This is a genomic window from Marinovum sp. (genome assembly GCF_048263515.1).
In the GTDB taxonomy this organism is placed as follows: Bacteria; Pseudomonadota; Alphaproteobacteria; order Rhodobacterales; family Rhodobacteraceae; genus Marinovum.
Genome location: NZ_JBLXEC010000029.1, coordinates 1 through 18,088, shown reverse-complemented (window position 1 = coordinate 18,088; position 18,088 = coordinate 1). Strand labels below are relative to the sequence as shown.

Below are 18,088 nucleotides of genomic sequence, written 5' to 3'. Positions count from 1 at the left end.
AAGCAGGAGCGGCGACATGGCGAAGGTGGCATTTCTCGGATTGGGCGTGATGGGCTATCCGATGGCCGGATATCTGGCCAAAGCGGGCCACGAGGTGACGGTCTACAACCGCACCGCGGCCAAGGCGGAGACATGGGCAGCAGAGCATGGCGGCCGTGCCGCGCCGACCCCGGCCGAGGCCGCCAAGGGGGCCGAGTTTGTCATGGCCTGCGTCGGCAACGACGACGATCTGCGCTCGGTCTGCCTGGGCGACGAGGGTGCCTTTGCCGGCATGGACGAAGGTGCGATCTTTGTCGATCACACCACGGTCTCGGCAGCGGTGACGCGAGAGCTTTACGACGCCGCTGGCGAGAAAGGCCTGGCCTTTGTCGATGCGCCGGTCTCGGGCGGCCAGGCCGGGGCCGAGAACGGACAGCTGGCGGTGATGTGTGGCGGGGATCAGGAGGCTTATGACCGCGCCGAGGCGGTGATTGCCGCCTATGCCAAGGCCTGTCGGCGGCTGGGCGAGAGCGGGGCAGGGCAGTTGACCAAGATGGTCAACCAGATTTGCATCGCCGGGCTGGTTCAGGGGCTGTCCGAAGGGCTGCATTTCGCCCAGAAGGCCGGGCTCGACGGCAAGGCGGTGGTCGATGTGATCAGCGGCGGCGCGGCGGGGTCGTGGCAGATGGCGAACCGGTTCGAGACCATGCTGGCGGATGAGTTCGAACACGGCTTTGCGGTGGACTGGATGCGCAAGGACCTGGGGATCTGCCTGAAGACCGCCGACCAGGTGGGAGCGAGCCTGCCGGTCACGGCGTTGGTCGATCAGTTCTACAAGGATGTGCAGAAGCTGGGCGGCGGGCGTTGGGATACTTCGAGCCTGATCAAGCGGTTGAACAGCGTCGGGTAAGTGGTTGGCTTGAGTTGTGCCTTGGCGCGGAACAAGGCCGCAGGCCGCCGCGCCATCGCCGACCCGCCCCCCGGGGCGGCGATTTGTCTAAGCTGGGCGCGTCGCTCAAGTCTTTTCCGGATTTGGCTGAGATAAAGCGCTACCGAACGACGGTTGTATCGCCACCCCACGGGTCGGCGATGGCGCGGCTTGAGCTTTGGGCTTGGCCGAAGCAGCTCTATTCCTTGAAACGCCTGAGCCCGACATTAGGCGCGGAACAAGGCCGTCAGGCCGCCGCGCCATCGCCGACCCGCGCCACGGGGCGGCGATTTGCCTAAGCTGGGCGCTTCGCTCTGATCTATTTCGGACTTGGCTGGGATAAAGTGCCGCCGAACGAAGGTTAGATCGCCACCCCACGGGTCGGCGATGGCGAAGCTCCTCCAACCGCCCTTTCTCCGCCCAATCCACCCGTCACGACGATTGACCATTGTATTTGCCCCGCATCCGCCCTTATGTTGACAACAGGCAGGTGGGCGCAGTCCCCTTGCCCGAAAGTTTCGCTGTTTTCGAGGTCGCGTGGGCCAGACGCCCCGGCACTTCCAGGACAGACCGATCTGATCGCCGGACCGCCAGACTGACGTGGCGGCGATCAACAAGACCAGCCCGGCCGCGAAAGCGGTGGGCCGCAAACGGGCGGATGACCAGGGGTCAGACCGTCGGAGAAGAAACGCGATGCAACGCGCGAGAATTCAGAGGGCAAGAGCAGGGGCCGTTTCGGGCTTCGCATCCGTGCCTGTGCTGACCGCGTGCACCATCGCCCCAATCGGACATTTCCTGCAATCCGCCGCGCCGCCCGGGATCTCCCGCGCGGCTTTGCGCTTGTGGGAGAGCATGAAAGTACAATGGCCAAGAAAATGCTTATCGATGCCACCCACGCGGAAGAAACCCGCGTCGTGGTGGTTGACGGAAACAAGGTCGAGGAATTCGACTTTGAATCGGAAAACAAGCGCCAGCTCGCTGGCAATATCTATCTAGCAAAAGTCACGCGGGTCGAACCGTCGCTGCAGGCGGCGTTCGTGGACTATGGCGGCAACCGCCATGGCTTCCTCGCCTTTTCCGAGATCCACCCCGATTACTACCAGATCCCCGTCGCCGACCGCGAGGCGCTGATGGAGGAAGAACGCGCCTATGCCGAGGCAATGAAGGCGCGTGACGAGGAAGAAGAAGCCTCGCGCTCGAAGAAGCGCCGGCGCCGCAGCTCGTCCAAGGCGGAAAAGACTGCCAACACCGACGCGGTCGAAAGCCGCGAAGTCGAAGGCATGGAGACTATCGACCTCGACGCCGAGGAAGAGACGCTCGAAGGGCTGTCGCCGATGGAAACCGTGGGCGAAACGCCGGTGGAAGAGCCCTCGGAAGCCGGCGATGCGCCTGCCGCCGAGACCGCTGACGAGAACGCCGAAGCCGAGACCGAAGCCGACAATGCCGAGGCCGCGACCCCCGAGGTCGAGACCGAGGACGACGCTGACGACTCCGACGACGACGACGACAGCGACGAGACCACGTCCAAGCCCGAGGCTTCGGACATGGACAGCGAAATCGAATCCGTCGCCGAAGAGGACGACCAGGAAGACATTCGCCCGCCGCGCAAGCCGCGTCCGCGCCGCTACAAGATCCAGGAAGTGGTGAAAGTCCGCCAGATCATGCTGGTGCAGGTCGTCAAGGAAGAGCGCGGCAACAAGGGTGCGGCGCTGACCACCTACCTCTCGCTCGCCGGCCGCTACTGCGTGCTGATGCCCAACACCGCCCGTGGCGGCGGCATCTCGCGCAAGATCACCAATGCGCCGGACCGCAAGAAGCTCAAGGAAATCGCCAACGAGATCGACGTGCCCCAGGGCGCGGGCCTGATCATCCGGACCGCCGGTGCCAAGCGCACCAAGTCGGAGATCAAGCGCGACTATGAATACCTGCAACGCCTCTGGGAGCAGATCCGCGAGCTGACGCTGAAATCCATCGCGCCCGCGAAGATCTACGAGGAAGGCGACCTGATCAAACGCTCGATCCGCGACCTCTACAGCCGCGACATCGAAGAGGTTCTGGTGGAAGGCGAACGCGGCTACCGCATCGCCAAGGACTTCATGAAGATGATCATGCCGTCCCACGCCAAGAACGTGAAGCATTACGCCGAGCAGCTGCCTCTGTTCGCGCGCTACCAGGTCGAGAGCTACCTCGGGGCGATGTTCAACCCGACGGTGCAGCTGAAATCCGGTGGTTACATCGTGATCGGCGTGACCGAGGCGCTGGTCGCCATCGACGTCAACTCCGGCCGCGCCACCAAGGAAGGCTCGATCGAGGAGACCGCGCTCAAGACCAACCTGGAAGCAGCAGAAGAGGTGGCCCGCCAGTTGCGTCTGCGCGACCTCGCCGGTCTGATCGTGATCGACTTCATCGACATGGACGAGCGCAAGAACAATGCCGCCGTCGAGAAGAAGATCAAGGACAAGCTGAAAAGCGACCGCGCCCGCATCCAGGTCGGCCGCATCTCGGGCTTCGGCCTGATGGAGATGTCGCGCCAGCGCCTGCGCCCCGGTATGATCGAGGCGACGACGGCACCGTGCCCGCATTGCCACGGCACCGGCCTGATCCGCTCCGACGACAGCCTGGCCCTGCAGGTGCTGCGCCAGATCGAGGAAGAGGGCACCCGCCGCCGCTGCAAGGAATTGCTGGTGCGCTGCCCGGTGTCGATCGCCAACTACCTGATGAACGCCAAGCGCGAACATATCGCCCAGATCGAGGCGCGTTACGGCGTGGCGGTCCGGGTCGAAGGCGATCCGGCGATGATCAGCCCCGACTTCACCATCGAGAAGCTAAAGACCGCCACCCGCAAGGTGGCCGAAGCGCCGGTGGTTGTCTCGGCTGACACCACGATCATGTACTTGGTGGACGAGGACGCCGAGGACGAGGTCGAGGACGAGGCCCCCGCCGCCGTCGAAGAAGCCCCCGAGGCCGAGACGCCGGAGACCAGCGAAGAGGAAAGCCCCAAGCCCAAGAAGCGCCGTCGGCGCCGGCGTCGGCGGAAGACGAAGTCGGATGACGGCAATGGCGAGAACGGCGACAACGGTGACAACGGCGAGAATGGCGACAGCCAGGGCAACGGTGACGACACCGAGGCCAAGGGCGATGCGCCCGAGGACGAGGCTCAGACCGCCCCGAAGGCCGAGGAGACCGGCGACAAGCCCAAGCGCACCCGCCGCACGTCGAGCAGCCGCCGCAAGTTTTCCGCTGTGAAGGCCGAGGAGGCTCCGGTCGAGGCCCCCGCCGAAACCGCAGCCGAAGAGGCCGCGCCGGTCGAGGCAGCCGAGACCGCTGCCGAGGTGAGCGCCGAGGCGCCGGCCGAAGCTGAGGCACCTGTCGAGGCGACCGAGGTCGAAGCACCTGCGGAAGCCGAGGCTGAGGCACCGGTGGCAGAAGCGGCACCCGAGGCCGAGGCCGAGGAAGCCCCGCAAGCCGAGGCTGAAGCCGCGGCGGAAGCGCCTGCCGAGGCAGAGGCCGAGGTGGAAGCCTCTGCGCAGCCGGAAGCCGAGCCCGTGGCTCAGGCCGAGCCTGAAGCGGAAGCCGAGGCTGCGCCCGAGGCCGACGCGGCCGCCGAGCCGGAGACCGCGGCAGAGCCCGAGCCGGAGACGGCAGAAGAGCCTGAGGCCGCCCCCGAGGCAGCAGAGCCCGAGGCCGAGCCTGTGCTCGAGACCGCCGATGCCACGTCCGAGGCCGAGGCCGAAGACCCCGACAAGCCGAAGAAACGCGGCTGGTGGTCGATCGGCCGCTGAACGAACAGAGCCCCGGCCAGGTGCCGGGGCTTTTTCTTTGGGAGTGAGGTGGTTCGGAAAAAGGCTCCTGTCGCCTCAGCCGCCCTTGCGGATCACGTAGATCTCGGCGTCGCCATCGGGCCGCGTCTCGATCAGCGCATGGCCCGCCTCGGCGCAGAAATGCGGCACGTCCACCACCGCCGCCGGATCATCGGCGCGCAGCTCGAGGATATCGCCATCCGCCATGGATTTCAGACGCTTGCGCGCCTTGAGAACGGGCAGGGGGCAGAGCAGGTGGGTGGCATCAAGTGTCTCGCGCATGGCTCAGGTCTAGGAGCCGGGGCAGGCCTTGTCCAGCGCCTTACTCTCGCCATCAAACCGGGGTAGGATCGGGGCAAAACAGCGAGTGGCAGATGAGCAGTCCCGAGACAGGCAGGGTGCGCAGGCGCCGGGTGTTCTACATCCCCGGCTACGACCCGATTCATCCCCGCAGGTACCGCGAACTCTATCGCCGCGAGGGTGCAGACCAGGCCGCAATCTCGGGCTATGACATCGCCCTGCGTCCGCGCGCCAAGGCCGAGAACTACGGCTGGCATGTCACAGGGACGTTCGACGGCACCCCGGTCGAGACCGAGGTCGAGGTGCTGGTCTGGTCGGATATCGTCAAGCAATCCATGGGCCACGGCATCTTTGTCAGCTACCTGCGGATGCTCTATACCGCCATGGCCTATATCGGTTCCGGCGCCTTCTGGCGGCTGGCCAAGCTGCAGAAGGGCCCGGTGATCGCCGCGCTCTACCCGGTCTTCATGCTGCTGGGGCAGGCAGTGCTGGCGGCGCTGGCGGTCTGGGGCGGGGTCAAGCTGGGCCTGTCGCTCAGGCCCTGGCTGGGGTTTGCCGGGCCGGTGCTGGGCGGCACGGCGGGGCTGGGGCTCGCCTGGGCCATGCTCGAGCAATTCCGGCGCTGGGACAGCAAGCTCTTTGTCTACTACCTGATGCACGATTATTCCTACAACGCCCGCGATCTCGGCCGGATGCCGCAGGAGCTGGAGCAGCGGATCGCCAGCTTCACCCGCAGCATCGCCGCCGCCTGCGACGACGATGTCGACGAGATCCTCGTGGTTGGCCATTCCTCGGGTGCGCATCTCGGTGTCTCGGTGCTGGCCGACCTGATCCGTGGCGGGCACGTTCGCCCCGACGGCCCGGCGCTGGGCTTTCTCAGCCTCGGCCAGGTGGTGCCGATGGTCACCTTCCTGCCGCGCGCCTGGCGGCTGCGCGCCGATCTGGCCTATCTCTCTGAACGCGACGAGCTCTTCTGGGTCGACGTCACCGCGCCGGGCGACGGCTGCGCCTTTGCGCTTTGTGATCCGGTGGCGGTCAGCGGCCTCGCGGGGCCAGGGCAGAAGTGGCCGCTGGTGTTCTCGGCGGCTTTCACCCAGACGCTGTCGCCGGAAAGCTGGAAGGCGTTGCGCTGGCGCTTCTTCCGGCTGCATTTCCAGTATCTCTGTGCCTTTGATCGGCCCGGCGACTACGACTACTTCCGCATCACCGCCGGTCCCTTGACCCTGGCGGACCGCTACCGCAGCCGCGGATCGTCGAAATCGGTGATCACCCGGCCGGTCAACAGCTTCACCTCGACCGCGCCATGAAGCGTCCGCCCAAGCCGCCAGCGCGGGCCGACAAGGTCTCGCTTCTGCGCTACATGGCGCTGTTTCGCCGCGACATCCTCTCGGCGCAGCCGGCGCGGCTCTATCGCGCCTGGATGGCCGAGTTCCGCACGCCGTTCTTTCGCTCCTTCCTCGTCAACCAGCCTGACCTCGTGAAGGAGGTGCTGAAGGCGCGGCCCGAGGATTTCCCGAAATCCGACCGCATCGGCGAGGGGCTGCGGCCGCTCCTCGGGAATTCGGTCTTTGTCACCAATGGCGAGACCTGGAAGCGCCAGCGGCGGATCATCGATCCGGCTTTCGAGGGCGGCAAGCTGCGCCACAGTTTCCCGGCGATGCGCGCCGCGGCCGAGAGCGCGGTGCGCCGCATGGCCGGGCGCGACGGCGAGGTGGTGGAGGTCGAGGCCGAGACCAGCCATGCCGCCGCCGACGTGATCTTTCGCACGTTGTTCTCGATCCCGATCGAGCACGAGATCGCGGCGCAGGTGTTTTCCGAGTTTCGCCATTACCAGCGCAGCCAGCCGATCCTCAACCTCGCGGCCTTTGTGCCCCTGCCGCGCTGGATGCCGCGGTTCTTTCGCCGCGACACCCGGCGTGCGGCGGCCACGATCCGCGGGCTGATCACCCGGCTGACCGCCGACCGGATGGCCGAGATTGCCGCGGGACAGGCGCCGGACGATCTGGCCACCAAGATCATGACCACGCCGGATCCGCACTCGGGCGAGACATTCACCACCGAGGAGATGGTCGACCAGGTGGCGATCTTCTTCCTCGCCGGTCACGAGACCAGCGCCTCGGCGCTGGCCTGGACGCTCTACCTGATGGCGCTTTATCCGGAGTGGCAGGAGCGGTTGGCGGAAGAGGCGGAATGTCTGCCATGGCTTCTGTCGGAGGGCGCTGAGGACACCCCCGACTTCGGCATCATGGGACAGCTGCGGCTGTCACGCGATGTGTTTCGCGAGGCGCTGAGGCTCTATCCGCCGGTGCCGATGATGGTGCGAGAGGCGCAGTGTCCCGAACGGTTTCGCGACCGCGCGGTGCCCAAGGGCAGCCAGATCGTGCTGAGCCCCTGGCATCTGCATCGCCACGAGCGGCTCTGGGAGCGGCCGGATGACTTCGATCCGGGGCGTTACGGGACTGAGAATGGCAAGCAGTGCGTGCGCGACGCCTATCTGCCGTTCTCGGCCGGGGCGCGGGTCTGTCCGGGGGCGGGGTTCGCGATGGTCGAGGGGCCGCTGCTGCTGTCCTACCTGCTGCGGCACTTCCGCGTCGAGCTGAGCGACCGCCCGGCGCCGGTGCCGGTGGCGCATCTGACGGTGCGCTCCGATGCCGGCATCTGGCTCAAGGTCAGCCGCCGCTCCTCCGGCCCTGACGGCCCGTCTTCGCGATAGGGACCGCGAGGCGCGCTTCAGCCCTGATCCTTGAGTTTGGTCTCGTAGGCGCGCAGGCGCTGTTCGAGGAACTGCCGGCCGCGCTTGGCGGCCAGCCGCACCCGCACGGCCGTCAGGAAGGCCTCTTCGGTGGTGGTCGACGAGGTGCCCATATGGGCCGCCATTTCGTTGATCAGCGTCTCGTCGCCGGTCAGTTCCGCCGCCTCGATGGCCTCGCGGGCCAGATCGTCGGCCAGGTCCTCTGTCACTCCCATGGCGGTGTCCTCAGCGCGACGTTTCGGTCAGGCGTCGTTTGACGTAGTCGGTGACGGTGCCGATCATCGTGTCCATGTGATCGTTCTCGAAGAAGTGGCCCGAGCCTTCGATCTCCTTGTGGGTGATGGTGATGCCCTTTTGCTCGTGCAGCTTGCTGACCAGCGAGGTGGTATCGGCCGGCGGGGCGACCCGGTCGGCGGTGCCGTTGATGATCAGGCCGGAGGCCGGGCAGGGCGCCAGGAAGGAGAAGTCGTACATGTTGGCGGGCGGGCTGGCCGAGACGAAGCCGGTGATCTCGGGGCGGCGCATCAAAAGCTGCATGCCGATCCAGGCGCCGAAGGAGAAGCCCGCGACCCAGCAATGCTTGGAATTGTTGTTCATCGACTGCAGGTAGTCGAGCGCCGAGGCAGCATCGGACAATTCGCCGACGCCCTGGTCGTATTCGCCCTGGCTGCGCCCGACGCCGCGGAAATTGAACCGCAGCACGGTGAAGCCCATGTTGTAGAAGGCGTAATGCAGGTTGTAGACAACCTTGTTGTTCATCGTCCCGCCGAACTGCGGGTGCGGATGCAGCACGATGGCGATCGGCGCATCACGCTCTTTCTGAGGGTGATAGCGGCCTTCGAGCCGTCCTTCGGGACCGGGAAAGATGACCTCGGGCATAACGGGCTGTACTCCTCGCAAAGGCGTGGCAATTGTTGACGCAATTGCTCGGTTACCTTAGAATGGTTCTAAACCCGATGCCGGGAACGGATCGGGGCTTGTGGCAGATAAGCCTAATGGTTACTGAGGTCAACTGGCCAGCGGGTGTCCCGGGGGAGAACCGATGAAGCTGAGTACAAAGGGGCGCTACGCGATGGTGGCGCTGGTCGATATTGCGCTGCAACCTGACGGGCGGCTGGTGACGCTGGGAGAGATCTCCCAGCGGCAGGATATTTCGCTGCCCTACCTCGAGCAGTTGTTCGTCAAGCTGCGCCGGGCCGAGCTGGTGGCCTCGGTGCGCGGCCCCGGCGGCGGCTATCGCCTGGCCCGGCCCACCACCGAGATCCGCGTGGTCGAGATCCTCGCCGCGGTGGACGAGACGGTGGATGCGATGCACAAGGGCGCCGGCGCCAGTGGCGGGCTGTCGGGCAGCCGGGCGCAATCACTGTCGAACCGGCTGTGGGAGGGGCTCTCGGCGCATGTCTATGTCTTCCTGCACCAGACCCGGCTGTCGGACATCGTCGGCAACGAGCTGGCGCCCTGTCCTGCCGTGCCCGGATTGTTTGCGGTGGTCGATGATGGCTGAGCGTCTTTCGGGGGCTTTGCCCCCGGACCCCCGCGGTATTTTCAAAGAGAAGAAGGGGCTGCCGCGTGCCTAGGGTCTATCTCGATCACAATGCCACCGCGCCGCTCTGTGATGCGGCGCGAGAGGCGATGATTGCGGCCATGGATGTGGTCGGCAACCCCTCGTCGGTGCATTCTGAGGGGCGGCGCGCCAAGGGGCTGATCGAGACCGCGCGGCGGCAGGTGGCCGAGGCTTTCGGCGCAGGCGAGGCGGATATCGTCTTTACCTCCGGCGCCACCGAGGCGGCAGGGCTGGCGCTGGCCGGGCGGGGCATCACCTCTGGTGCGGTCGAGCATGATTGCGTCGGCGCCTGGACCGATTGCGCGCTGCCGGTGGACGGCGCGGGGCGGGTCGCGGTGAGCGATCCCGCCACCACGGCGCTGCAGGCGGCCAACAGCGAGACCGGCATCCTGCAGGACCTGCCGCAGGGGCTGGCGCTGACCGACGCGGTGCAGGCCTTCGGCAAGGTGCCCTTCTCCTTTGCCTGGTCGGGGGCGCAGATGGCGCTGGTCTCGGCGCACAAGCTGGGCGGGCCCAAGGGGGTCGGCGCGCTGGTGCTGCAGCGTGGGCTCGACGTCGCGACCCAAATCAAGGGCGGCGGCCAGGAAATGGGCCGGCGCTCGGGCACCGAGAACGTCATCGGCATCGCCGGATTCGGCGCCGCGGCGGCCCGGGCGGCGCAGGATCTCGCCAATGGCACCTGGGAACGGGTTGCCGAACTTAGAAATATTCTAGAAAAAGCCATTGAGGCTCGTGAAAAAGAGATTATTTTAGTCGGGAAATCGACGTCGCGCCTGCCCAACACCCTTTGCCTGATCGCACCGGGCTGGAAGGGTGAGACGCAGGTCATGGCGATGGACCTTGCCGGCTTTGCGATCAGTGCCGGATCGGCCTGTTCCAGTGGCAAGGTCAAATCCAGCCGCGTGTTGCGCGCGATGGGATATGGAGAGCAAGAGGCCGCCTGCGCGATCCGCGTGAGCCTTGGCCCTTCGACCACAGAAGAGGATGTGCTGCGCTTTGCCGAGGCGTGGTGCAGAGCATATGAAAAGCATCGCGCCCGCGCGGCGTGACACCGGAGGTAGATATCATGGCAGCTCTTGACCAGACCCAGGTCAAAGAAGGCGTCGATCAGGAGACCGTGGACGCGGTTCGCGAGGTCAGCACCTACAAGTATGGCTGGGAAACCGAGATCGAGATGGATTACGCCCCCAAGGGGCTGACCCATGACATCGTCCGGCTGATCTCGAAGAACAACGAAGAGCCCGAGTGGATGACCGAGTGGCGGCTGGCGGCCTACGAGCGCTGGCTGAAGATGAAGGAACCCGACTGGGCGATGGTCGACTACCCCGAGATCGACTTTCAGGACCAGTATTACTACGCCCGTCCCAAGAGCATGATGGAAAAGCCCAAGTCGCTGGACGAGGTCGATCCCAAGCTGCTGGCGACCTATGAAAAGCTGGGTATTCCGCTGAAGGAACAGATGATCCTGGCCGGTGTCGAAGGTGCCGAGGAGGCCCCTGCCGAGGGCCGCAAGGTGGCCGTGGATGCGGTGTTCGATTCGGTCTCGGTCGGCACGACCTTCCAGAAGGAGCTGAAGAAGGCGGGCGTGATCTTCTGCTCGATTTCCGAGGCGATCCGCGAGCATCCCGAGCTCGTGAAGAAATACCTGGGCTCCGTGGTGCCGGTCAGCGACAACTTCTATGCCACGCTGAACAGCGCTGTCTTCTCTGACGGCTCCTTCGTCTATGTGCCGCCGGGCGTGCGCTGCCCGATGGAGCTGTCGACATACTTCCGCATCAACGCCGAGAACACCGGCCAGTTCGAGCGGACGCTGATCATTGCCGACAAGGGCTCTTACGTCTCCTACCTCGAAGGCTGCACCGCGCCGCAGCGCGACATCAGCCAGCTGCATGCCGCTGTGGTCGAGATCATCGTCGAGGAAGACGCCGAGGTGAAATACTCCACCGTCCAGAACTGGTATCCGGGCGACGAGAACGGCAAGGGCGGCATCTACAACTTCGTCACCAAGCGGGCCGATTGCCGCGGCGACCGCGCCAAGGTGATGTGGACCCAGGTCGAGACCGGCTCTGCCGTGACCTGGAAATACCCGTCGTGCATCCTGCGCGGTGATGACAGCCAGGGCGAGTTCTACTCGATCGCCATCACCAACAACCACCAGCAGGCCGATACCGGCACCAAGATGGTGCACCTCGGCAAGCGCACCAAGTCGCGCATCGTGTCCAAGGGCATCAGCGCCGGCGTCGCCCAGAACACCTATCGCGGGCTGGTGTCGATGCACCCGAAGGCCAAGGAGAGCCGCAACTACACCCAGTGCGACAGCCTGCTGATCGGCGACAAATGCGGCGCCCACACTGTGCCTTACATCGAGGTCCGCAACAATTCCTCGCGGGTCGAGCACGAGGCCACCACCTCCAAGGTCGATGACGACCAGATGTTCTATTGCCGCCAGCGCGGCATGGACGAAGAGGAAGCGGTGGCGCTGATCGTGAACGGCTTTGCCAAGGAAGTACTGCAGGCGCTGCCGATGGAGTTCGCTCTGGAAGCGCAGCAGCTGGTGGCGATCTCGCTCGAAGGCTCTGTCGGGTGACACGAGGCGCGTGGCGGGCCCTTCGGCCCGCCCGGTGCCGCACGGGCAGGGTGTGAGGGTGCGAGCGCCCGCGAGAACAGGCAGGCAGAGATGATCCCACGTATCAAACGTATCGAGAAACGTCTGCGCCTCGGCCGTCCGGTCGAGAGCGTGGAGCTGCAGCTTGTCCATGCGCGGGTGCAGGAGCGCCCGGTGACCTTTTGCGTGAACATGAAGAACGACCCGGTGCAGCGCAACCACCGGCGCGGCCAGTTCTACGAGATGAGCGAGCTGTCGCGGCTGTCGTCGGTGTTCCCAGAGGGCGGGGTCTTCGTGGATATCGGCGCCAATGTCGGCAATCACACGCTGTTCGCAGCGCTGTTTCTGGGCGCGTCGAGGGTCATTCCCTTCGAGCCGAACCCAAAGGCCTTCGAACTTCTGGTCAGCAATGTGCTGGTCAACGGGCTGCGCGATATCGTCGATCTGTCGCGCCTGGGGGTCGGCGTCTCTGATGCCGAGGCCGGCGGATTTGCCATGCAGGACCGCGACCGCAACCTGGGCGGCGCCAGGATGCTCGAGGGGCAGGGCGAACTGGCGGTGCATCGCGGCGATGCGCTGCTGGAAGATGTGACCCCGGACTTCATCAAGATCGACGTCGAAGGCATGGAACTGCAGGTTCTGGCGGGCCTGTCCGGCGTGCTGGAACGGGCGCGGCCGGTGATGATGGTCGAGGTCGACAACTCGGTCGAGGCGGCGTTCCTCGACTGGGTGGCGGCGCAGGGCTATGCGGTTGTCTCGACCCACCAGCGCTATCGGTTGAACAAGAACCACCTGATCTGCGATGCCGCCGACGTGGACCGCCTGAAAGCCGCCCATGCGGCGACGGCGCCGGGCCCCGAGAGCGCCGAATCTGGTGAAGAACTGGCGTCGGGTGACGCCTGATGTCTGTGATTTTTCTCACAATGATAGGCAACTCGTCGCATTTCTGCCGCGATTTTCAGACAACTCTTAATAAAAGAGACGTCGGAAGAGGCAGAAATCATGATCAGCACGCAAGGGCAGGCCAGTTTTCACGCGCGGATTGCGCGGATCAACTCCGGGCAGGTCAGCTGCATGCCGCAACCGGGCGTCTCGGACGGCACCGGCACGGCCTGGGTCAGCCCGGCCAAGGTCGCGCGCCTGAAGGGTTCGCGGGCACCTGCGGCGCGGTCGCATCCGCTGGCGATGATCTGGGCCTTCGTTCTCGGCGCGCTGGCCTATGCGCTGTCGCAGGCGGCGGGCTTTCACTTTCTCGGTCTCCCCGATCCATCGATGACCCCCGACATCCGCATGGCGCTGGACGGCGCCGGGGCGATGGCCGTTCTGGCGGTGCTGGCCGTGGTCTTTTCCGCTCCGACCAAGCTGTTGGTGGCGGTGCGCCTGCTGGGGATCGCGGCGGCCATGGGGATGATGCACAACCTGGTGCATCTGTACCCCGAGGTCTTCGAAATGGCCTTCTCGGGCAAATGGGTGAACACGGTCCGCAGCACGACCGAACCCATGTCCATCCTGTTCCGCGGCGAGAGCTTTCTCTTTTCAGAGCTGAGCCTGCCGCTCGACTGACAACCGAAAAATCCGAAATCAGCGCGGCGCAGCCCCTTCGGGCGGCGCTGCCTTCACGCGTTTACACGAGGTAGAAAAATGCTCGAAATCAAGAACCTGCACGTCAAACTTGAAGAAGAGGACAAACAGATCCTCAAAGGCGTCGACCTGAAGGTCGAAGCCGGCAAGGTGCATGCCATCATGGGCCCCAACGGCTCTGGCAAATCGACGCTGTCCTATGTGCTCTCGGGCCGCGACGGCTACGAGGTGACCGAAGGCGAAGCGACGCTCGAAGGCAACGACCTGCTCGACATGGAGCCGGAAGAGCGCGCCGCGGCGGGCCTGTTCCTGGCGTTCCAGTACCCGGTCGAAATTCCCGGCGTCGGCAACATGACCTTTTTGCGCACCGCCCTGAACGCACAGCGCAAGGCGCGCGGCGAGGAAGAGCTGAACGCCACCGATTTCCTCAAGATGATCCGCGCCAAGGCCAAGGACCTGAAGATCGACGCCGAGATGCTGAAGCGTCCGGTCAACGTCGGCTTCTCGGGCGGTGAGAAGAAGCGCAACGAGATCCTGCAGATGGCGATGCTCGAGCCCAAGATGTGCATCCTCGACGAGACCGACTCGGGCCTCGATGTCGACGCGATGAAACTGGTGGCCGATGGCGTCAACGCGCTGCGCTCCGAAGGTCGGGGCTTTCTGGTGATCACCCACTACCAGCGCCTGCTTGACCACATCAAACCGGACGTGGTGCACATCATGGCAAACGGCCGCATCATCAAGACCGGCGGCCCCGAGCTGGCGCTCGAGGTCGAAGAGCGTGGTTATGCCCATCTGGTGGAGGAGGTGGCGTAATGGCATTGCCGCAAGTCAAACAGGACGCCACCGAGGCGCGCATCGCGGCGCTCACGCTGCCCAAGGGCGGCTGGGCCGACGCGGCACGTCAGTCGGCCCTCGGCCGGCTGCGCGAGATGGGCCTGCCCGGGCGGCGCGACGAATACTGGAAATACACCCGCCCCGACACGCTGACCCAGGTCGAAGCCCCGCGTGCGGCGCTGTTCGAGACCGGCGAGGCGCCGACTTTCTCGGAGGTCGACCGGCTCAATATCGTCTTCGTCGACGGAGTATTCGACGCCGAGGCCTCTGACGATCTGGCGCTCGAAGGCGTCAAGATCGAGCGTCTGGCCGAAGCCGGCAGCGATCTGCACTGGGCACAGGGCCTCTACGGCACGCTCGAGACCAACGGTCAGAAGCCGGTGCAGCGCCCGCTGGCGACGCTCAACACCGCCTTTGCCACCGATGGCCTGTTGATCCACGTGACCGGCAAACCGTCCAAGCCGATCGGCATTCGCTACGAGCACAAGTCCGAAACGTCCGATGCGATCCTGCACCACGTGGTCAAGGTCGACAGCGGTGCCGAGGTGACCATTCTCGAGGCCGGCCCGGCGGCAGCGCGGTTCAACAAGGTGATGGAGGCAGACGTCGCCGACGGCGCCAAGCTGCACCATGTCCGCGTTCAGGGCCGCGACCATGAACGCCAGGCGGTGACCCATCTGTTTGCCCGTCTCGGCACGGAATCGGTGTTCAAGAGTTTCACGCTCACCGCCAACGGCGTGATGACGCGCAATGAATGCGTGCTCGAGCTGACCGGTGACGATGCCGTGGCCCATGTCGCCGGCGCCTGCGTGGGCGACGGGGATTTCCACCACGACGACACGGTCTTCATCACCCATGACGCGGTGAACTGCGAAAGCCGTCAGGTCTTCAAGAAGGTGCTGCGCAACGGCGCGACCGGCGTCTTCCAGGGCAAGATCCTCGTCAAACCGGGCGCTCAGAAGACCGATGGCTATCAAATCAGCCAGTCGCTTCTGCTCGACGAGGACAGCCAGTTCCTCGCCAAGCCAGAGCTTGAGATCTACGCCGATGACGTGGCCTGTTCGCATGGCTCGACCTCCGGCGCGATCGACGAAGAGGCGCTGTTCTACCTGCGCTCGCGCGGTGTGCCCGAGGATCAGGCGGTCAACCTTCTGACCCTGGCCTTCCTGGCCGAAGCGGTGGCCGAGATCGAGGACGAAGCGCTGGCCGGAGAGATCACCCGTCGCGTCGAGGGATGGCTCATCCGCCATCGGGACTGACGCGGCGCCATGGCACTCTCGCAGGACATCGTCGCCACCTATCGCGGCCCCGGCGCAGTGATGCGCCGGCTGCTGGCGCGCGGCCAGCGCGAAGACCGGGCGCTTGCCATCCTGATGGCGGGCTGCCTTCTGGTCTTCGTGTCGCAATGGCCGCCCTTGGCGCGGCAGGCGCATCTTGACGGTCAGGAGCTCAATCCGCTGCTGGGCGGTGCGCTGCTGGCCTGGGTGATGATCGCGCCGTTGATCTTCTACGGCCTTGCAGCGCTCAGCCATCTGGCGGCGCGGGCGCTTGGCGGGCAGGGCAGCTTCTTCGGGGCGCGGCTGGCGCTCTTCTGGGCGCTGCTGGCGGCCTCTCCGCTGATCCTGCTCAATGGCCTGCTGGCCGGTTTCATCGGCCCGGGACCGGGGCCCAAGGCGGTGGAGTTCTTCTCCTTTGTCGTCTTCCTGTGGTTCTGGTTCGGTGGGCTGGTGGCGGCGGAACGTCCCTTGAAAGGGCTAGAGACATGACCCGAAGTGGTTGGCGTGACCTTCTGACCGAAACCATCGTCGCGCCGCGGGTGGCCGCCGCGCGACTGATCATGCTCGACCTGCCGCGCCCAGTGCTGTGGCAGGGGCTGGGGCTGATGATCATCCTCAATGCCATGGCCTTTCACCTCGGCCTGCTGAGCTCGCCGCCGAGCGAGCCTCTGCCCGGCATGATGGCCACGCCCTTTGCCTTTGCGGTGACGCTGGGGCTGGGTGCGCTCATGACGGTCTTTGCCATTGCCCGGGTCGGCCGCTGGCTAGGCGGCGAGGCGCGGCTCGAGGATATCCTGGTGCTCATCGTCTGGCTGCAGGCGCTGCGGCTGGGCGTGCAGCTTGTGGCCACGGTGCTGACGCTGCTGGCGCCCGGGCTGGCGCTGATGCTGGTCATGATCGTCAATCTCTACGGGCTGTGGATTTTCGTGAATTTCATCGACGTGGCGCATCGCTTCGGCTCGCCGCTCAAGGCCCTGGGGGTGATCGCCATGGCCGGGATCGGCATCGTCCTCGGCCTGATCCTGTTGCTCTCGGTGATCGGGGCAAGCACTGTTGGAGGTGCCGTACATGTATGACGTCAACGCAATCCGGGGCGATTTCCCGATCCTCGGCCGCGAGGTCAACGGCAAGCCGCTGGTCTATCTCGACAATGGCGCCAGCGCGCAGAAACCCCAGGTGGTGATCGACGCGGTGACCCGAGCCTATTCGATGGAATACGCCAACGTGCACCGCGGGCTGCACTTCCTGTCGAACCTCGCCACCGAGAAATACGAGGCGGTCCGCGGCACCGTCGCCCGGTTCCTGGGCGTCGCCGACGAGCACGAGATCGTGCTGAACTCGGGGACGACCGAGGGCATCAACACCGTGGCCTATGGCTGGGCGATGCCGCATCTGCAGGCCGGTGACGAGATCATCCTGTCGGTGATGGAGCACCACGCCAACATCGTGCCCTGGCACTTCCTGCGCGAGCGCCAGGGGGTGGTGATCAAATGGGTCGAGATCGAGCCCGACGGATCGCTCGACCCGCAAAAGGTGATCGATGCCATGGGTCCGAAGACCAAGCTGGTGGCGATCACCCAGATGTCCAACGTTCTGGGCACAAGGGTTGACGTGAAGCCGATCTGCGCCGCCGCCCGCGAACGCGGCATTGCCACGCTGATCGACGGCTCTCAGGCCGCCGTGCATGGCCCGGTCAATGTCGATGATCTCGGCTGCGATTTCTACGCCATCACCGGCCACAAGCTCTATGGCCCCTCTGGCTCCGGCGCGATCTACATGCGCAAGGACAGGATGGCCGAGATGCGCCCCTTCCTCGGCGGCGGCGACATGATCAAGGAGGTCCACCGCGACGAGGTGATCTACAACGATCCGCCGATGAAGTTCGAGGCCGGCACCCCCGGCATCGTCGCCACCATCGGCCTTGGCGCGGCGCTGGACTACATGATGGGCGTCGGCATGGAGGAGATCGCGGCGCATGAGGCGGCGCTGACCCGCTATGCCCGTGGCAGGCTCGACAGCCTGAACTGGCTGCAGATACAGGGCAAGGCCGAGGGCAAGGGGGCGATCTTCTCCTTCACACTCGACGGCGCGGCGCACGCGCACGACATCTCGACCATCCTCGACAAGAAGGGCGTCGCCGTGCGCGCCGGCCATCACTGCGCCGGCCCGCTGATGGACCATCTGGGCGTGACAGCGACCTGCCGGGCGTCCTTCGGCATGTACAACACCGAGGCCGAGGTCGACGCGCTGATCGACGCGCTCGAACTGGCGCATGATCTCTTTGCCTGACCGGCGCTGCTGAGCCCCAAAGGGAGGCTTTACGCCATGCCTGACAGGCGTGTCCGCGAGCGGGCGCGCCTTGGTCACAATGTGAGCGATACTTGAACAGCGACTCCTATTGGCGTTGAGGGTAGGGGCGTCGACCCATTTCCTCCATCATCTTTTCCCGGAACACCTCGGCGGGG

Annotated in this window: 17 protein-coding genes; 14 read left to right on the top strand and 3 right to left on the bottom strand. The window is 65.4% G+C overall.

The window, feature by feature from the left end:
- Positions 1–16 precede the first annotated feature (16 nt).
- Both ACN0SE_RS18920 and ACN0SE_RS18915 read left to right on the top strand, forming a co-directional pair.
- Positions 17–889: an NAD(P)-dependent oxidoreductase gene (locus tag ACN0SE_RS18920; RefSeq protein WP_417526092.1), complete on the top strand. Its 873-nt coding sequence runs from the start codon at positions 17–19 to the stop codon at positions 887–889.
- A gap of 881 nt (positions 890–1,770) precedes the next feature.
- Complete coding sequence (locus ACN0SE_RS18915; RefSeq protein ID WP_417526091.1) at positions 1,771–4,689, top strand: Rne/Rng family ribonuclease; 2,919 nt, start codon at positions 1,771–1,773, stop codon at positions 4,687–4,689.
- A 75-nt stretch (positions 4,690–4,764) separates the two neighbouring features.
- Here ACN0SE_RS18915 and ACN0SE_RS18910 read toward each other — a convergent pair whose 3' ends face one another.
- Positions 4,765–4,989, bottom strand: a complete 225-nt coding sequence (locus ACN0SE_RS18910) for a sulfurtransferase TusA family protein (RefSeq protein WP_417526090.1) — start codon at positions 4,987–4,989, stop codon at positions 4,765–4,767.
- A gap of 92 nt (positions 4,990–5,081) precedes the next feature.
- On the opposite strand from ACN0SE_RS18910, the gene ACN0SE_RS18905 reads away from it, so the two are divergent.
- Together ACN0SE_RS18905 and ACN0SE_RS18900 are read left to right on the top strand one after the other, a co-directional pair.
- The gene (locus tag ACN0SE_RS18905) at positions 5,082–6,314 is read left to right on the top strand and encodes a hypothetical protein (RefSeq protein ID WP_417526089.1); all 1,233 of its coding nucleotides are present in this window, start codon (positions 5,082–5,084) and stop codon (positions 6,312–6,314) included.
- Positions 6,311–7,720 carry a cytochrome P450 gene (locus ACN0SE_RS18900; RefSeq protein ID WP_417526088.1) on the top strand — a complete coding sequence of 470 codons (1,410 nt, stop codon included), beginning with the start codon at positions 6,311–6,313 and terminating at the stop codon, positions 7,718–7,720. Before ACN0SE_RS18905 ends, ACN0SE_RS18900 begins: the two co-directional genes overlap by 4 nt.
- A 17-nt stretch (positions 7,721–7,737) precedes the next feature.
- Here the strand turns inward: ACN0SE_RS18900 and ACN0SE_RS18895 are convergent, their stop codons facing one another.
- Together ACN0SE_RS18895 and ACN0SE_RS18890 are read right to left on the bottom strand one after the other, a co-directional pair.
- Positions 7,738–7,974, bottom strand: a complete 237-nt coding sequence (locus tag ACN0SE_RS18895) for a hypothetical protein (RefSeq protein WP_417526087.1) — start codon at positions 7,972–7,974, stop codon at positions 7,738–7,740.
- A 10-nt stretch (positions 7,975–7,984) separates the two neighbouring features.
- Positions 7,985–8,638, bottom strand: coding sequence for an alpha/beta hydrolase (locus tag ACN0SE_RS18890; RefSeq protein ID WP_417526086.1), 654 nt, complete (start codon positions 8,636–8,638; stop codon positions 7,985–7,987).
- Positions 8,639–8,801: 163 nt separating this feature from the next.
- On the opposite strand from ACN0SE_RS18890, the gene ACN0SE_RS18885 reads away from it, so the two are divergent.
- The 10 genes from ACN0SE_RS18885 (at position 8,802) to ACN0SE_RS18840 (ending at position 17,912) form a co-directional block, all read left to right on the top strand.
- On the top strand, positions 8,802–9,263 hold the full coding sequence (locus ACN0SE_RS18885; protein WP_417526085.1) for an Rrf2 family transcriptional regulator: 462 nt from the start codon (positions 8,802–8,804) through the stop codon (positions 9,261–9,263).
- Between the two features lie 65 nt (positions 9,264–9,328).
- Positions 9,329–10,372: a cysteine desulfurase family protein gene (locus tag ACN0SE_RS18880; protein ID WP_417526084.1), complete on the top strand. Its 1,044-nt coding sequence runs from the start codon at positions 9,329–9,331 to the stop codon at positions 10,370–10,372.
- A gap of 17 nt (positions 10,373–10,389) precedes the next feature.
- Positions 10,390–11,910 (top strand): Fe-S cluster assembly protein SufB, encoded by a 1,521-nt coding sequence (sufB, locus tag ACN0SE_RS18875; RefSeq protein ID WP_417526083.1) that lies wholly within the window; start codon positions 10,390–10,392, stop codon positions 11,908–11,910.
- 90 nt (positions 11,911–12,000) lie between these two features.
- Complete coding sequence (locus ACN0SE_RS18870; protein ID WP_417526082.1) at positions 12,001–12,831, top strand: FkbM family methyltransferase; 831 nt, start codon at positions 12,001–12,003, stop codon at positions 12,829–12,831.
- Positions 12,832–12,930: 99 nt separating this feature from the next.
- Entirely contained in the window at positions 12,931–13,491 is a 561-nt protein-coding gene (locus ACN0SE_RS18865) for a hypothetical protein (RefSeq protein ID WP_417526081.1), read from the top strand.
- Positions 13,492–13,569: 78 nt separating this feature from the next.
- Positions 13,570–14,325, top strand: a complete 756-nt coding sequence (gene sufC / locus ACN0SE_RS18860; protein WP_417526080.1) for a Fe-S cluster assembly ATPase SufC — start codon at positions 13,570–13,572, stop codon at positions 14,323–14,325.
- Positions 14,325–15,605 carry a Fe-S cluster assembly protein SufD gene (sufD, locus tag ACN0SE_RS18855; RefSeq protein ID WP_417526079.1) on the top strand — a complete coding sequence of 427 codons (1,281 nt, stop codon included), beginning with the start codon at positions 14,325–14,327 and terminating at the stop codon, positions 15,603–15,605. Before sufC ends, sufD begins: the two co-directional genes overlap by 1 nt.
- 9 nt (positions 15,606–15,614) lie before the next feature.
- The gene (locus ACN0SE_RS18850; RefSeq protein WP_417526078.1) at positions 15,615–16,112 is read left to right on the top strand and encodes a YIP1 family protein; all 498 of its coding nucleotides are present in this window, start codon (positions 15,615–15,617) and stop codon (positions 16,110–16,112) included.
- Positions 16,109–16,699, top strand: a complete 591-nt coding sequence (locus tag ACN0SE_RS18845; protein WP_417526077.1) for a YIP1 family protein — start codon at positions 16,109–16,111, stop codon at positions 16,697–16,699. The genes ACN0SE_RS18850 and ACN0SE_RS18845 overlap by 4 nt, the downstream gene beginning before the upstream one ends.
- Complete coding sequence (locus tag ACN0SE_RS18840; RefSeq protein ID WP_417526076.1) at positions 16,692–17,912, top strand: cysteine desulfurase; 1,221 nt, start codon at positions 16,692–16,694, stop codon at positions 17,910–17,912. The genes ACN0SE_RS18845 and ACN0SE_RS18840 overlap by 8 nt, the downstream gene beginning before the upstream one ends.
- The last annotated feature ends 176 nt before the right edge of the window (positions 17,913–18,088 follow it).

Bases quoted from the DNA above. Each gene is read 5' to 3' on its own strand.
- ACN0SE_RS18885 (WP_417526085.1), top strand. From the start codon at position 8,802: ATGAAGCTGAGTACAAAGGGGCGCTACGCGATGGTGGCGCTGGTCGAT.
- sufD (WP_417526079.1), top strand. From the start codon at position 14,325: ATGGCATTGCCGCAAGTCAAACAGGACGCCACCGAGGCGCGCATCGCG.
- ACN0SE_RS18890 (WP_417526086.1), bottom strand. From the start codon at position 8,638: ATGCCCGAGGTCATCTTTCCCGGTCCCGAAGGACGGCTCGAAGGCCGC.
- ACN0SE_RS18840 (WP_417526076.1), top strand. From the start codon at position 16,692: ATGTATGACGTCAACGCAATCCGGGGCGATTTCCCGATCCTCGGCCGC.
- ACN0SE_RS18870 (WP_417526082.1), top strand. From the start codon at position 12,001: ATGATCCCACGTATCAAACGTATCGAGAAACGTCTGCGCCTCGGCCGT.
- ACN0SE_RS18920 (WP_417526092.1), top strand. From the start codon at position 17: ATGGCGAAGGTGGCATTTCTCGGATTGGGCGTGATGGGCTATCCGATG.
- ACN0SE_RS18910 (WP_417526090.1), bottom strand. From the start codon at position 4,989: ATGCGCGAGACACTTGATGCCACCCACCTGCTCTGCCCCCTGCCCGTT.
- ACN0SE_RS18905 (WP_417526089.1), top strand. From the start codon at position 5,082: ATGAGCAGTCCCGAGACAGGCAGGGTGCGCAGGCGCCGGGTGTTCTAC.
- ACN0SE_RS18900 (WP_417526088.1), top strand. From the start codon at position 6,311: ATGAAGCGTCCGCCCAAGCCGCCAGCGCGGGCCGACAAGGTCTCGCTT.
- sufB (WP_417526083.1), top strand. From the start codon at position 10,390: ATGGCAGCTCTTGACCAGACCCAGGTCAAAGAAGGCGTCGATCAGGAG.
- ACN0SE_RS18915 (WP_417526091.1), top strand. From the start codon at position 1,771: ATGGCCAAGAAAATGCTTATCGATGCCACCCACGCGGAAGAAACCCGC.
- ACN0SE_RS18845 (WP_417526077.1), top strand. From the start codon at position 16,109: ATGACCCGAAGTGGTTGGCGTGACCTTCTGACCGAAACCATCGTCGCG.
- ACN0SE_RS18850 (WP_417526078.1), top strand. From the start codon at position 15,615: ATGGCACTCTCGCAGGACATCGTCGCCACCTATCGCGGCCCCGGCGCA.
- ACN0SE_RS18895 (WP_417526087.1), bottom strand. From the start codon at position 7,974: ATGGGAGTGACAGAGGACCTGGCCGACGATCTGGCCCGCGAGGCCATC.
- ACN0SE_RS18865 (WP_417526081.1), top strand. From the start codon at position 12,931: ATGATCAGCACGCAAGGGCAGGCCAGTTTTCACGCGCGGATTGCGCGG.
- sufC (WP_417526080.1), top strand. From the start codon at position 13,570: ATGCTCGAAATCAAGAACCTGCACGTCAAACTTGAAGAAGAGGACAAA.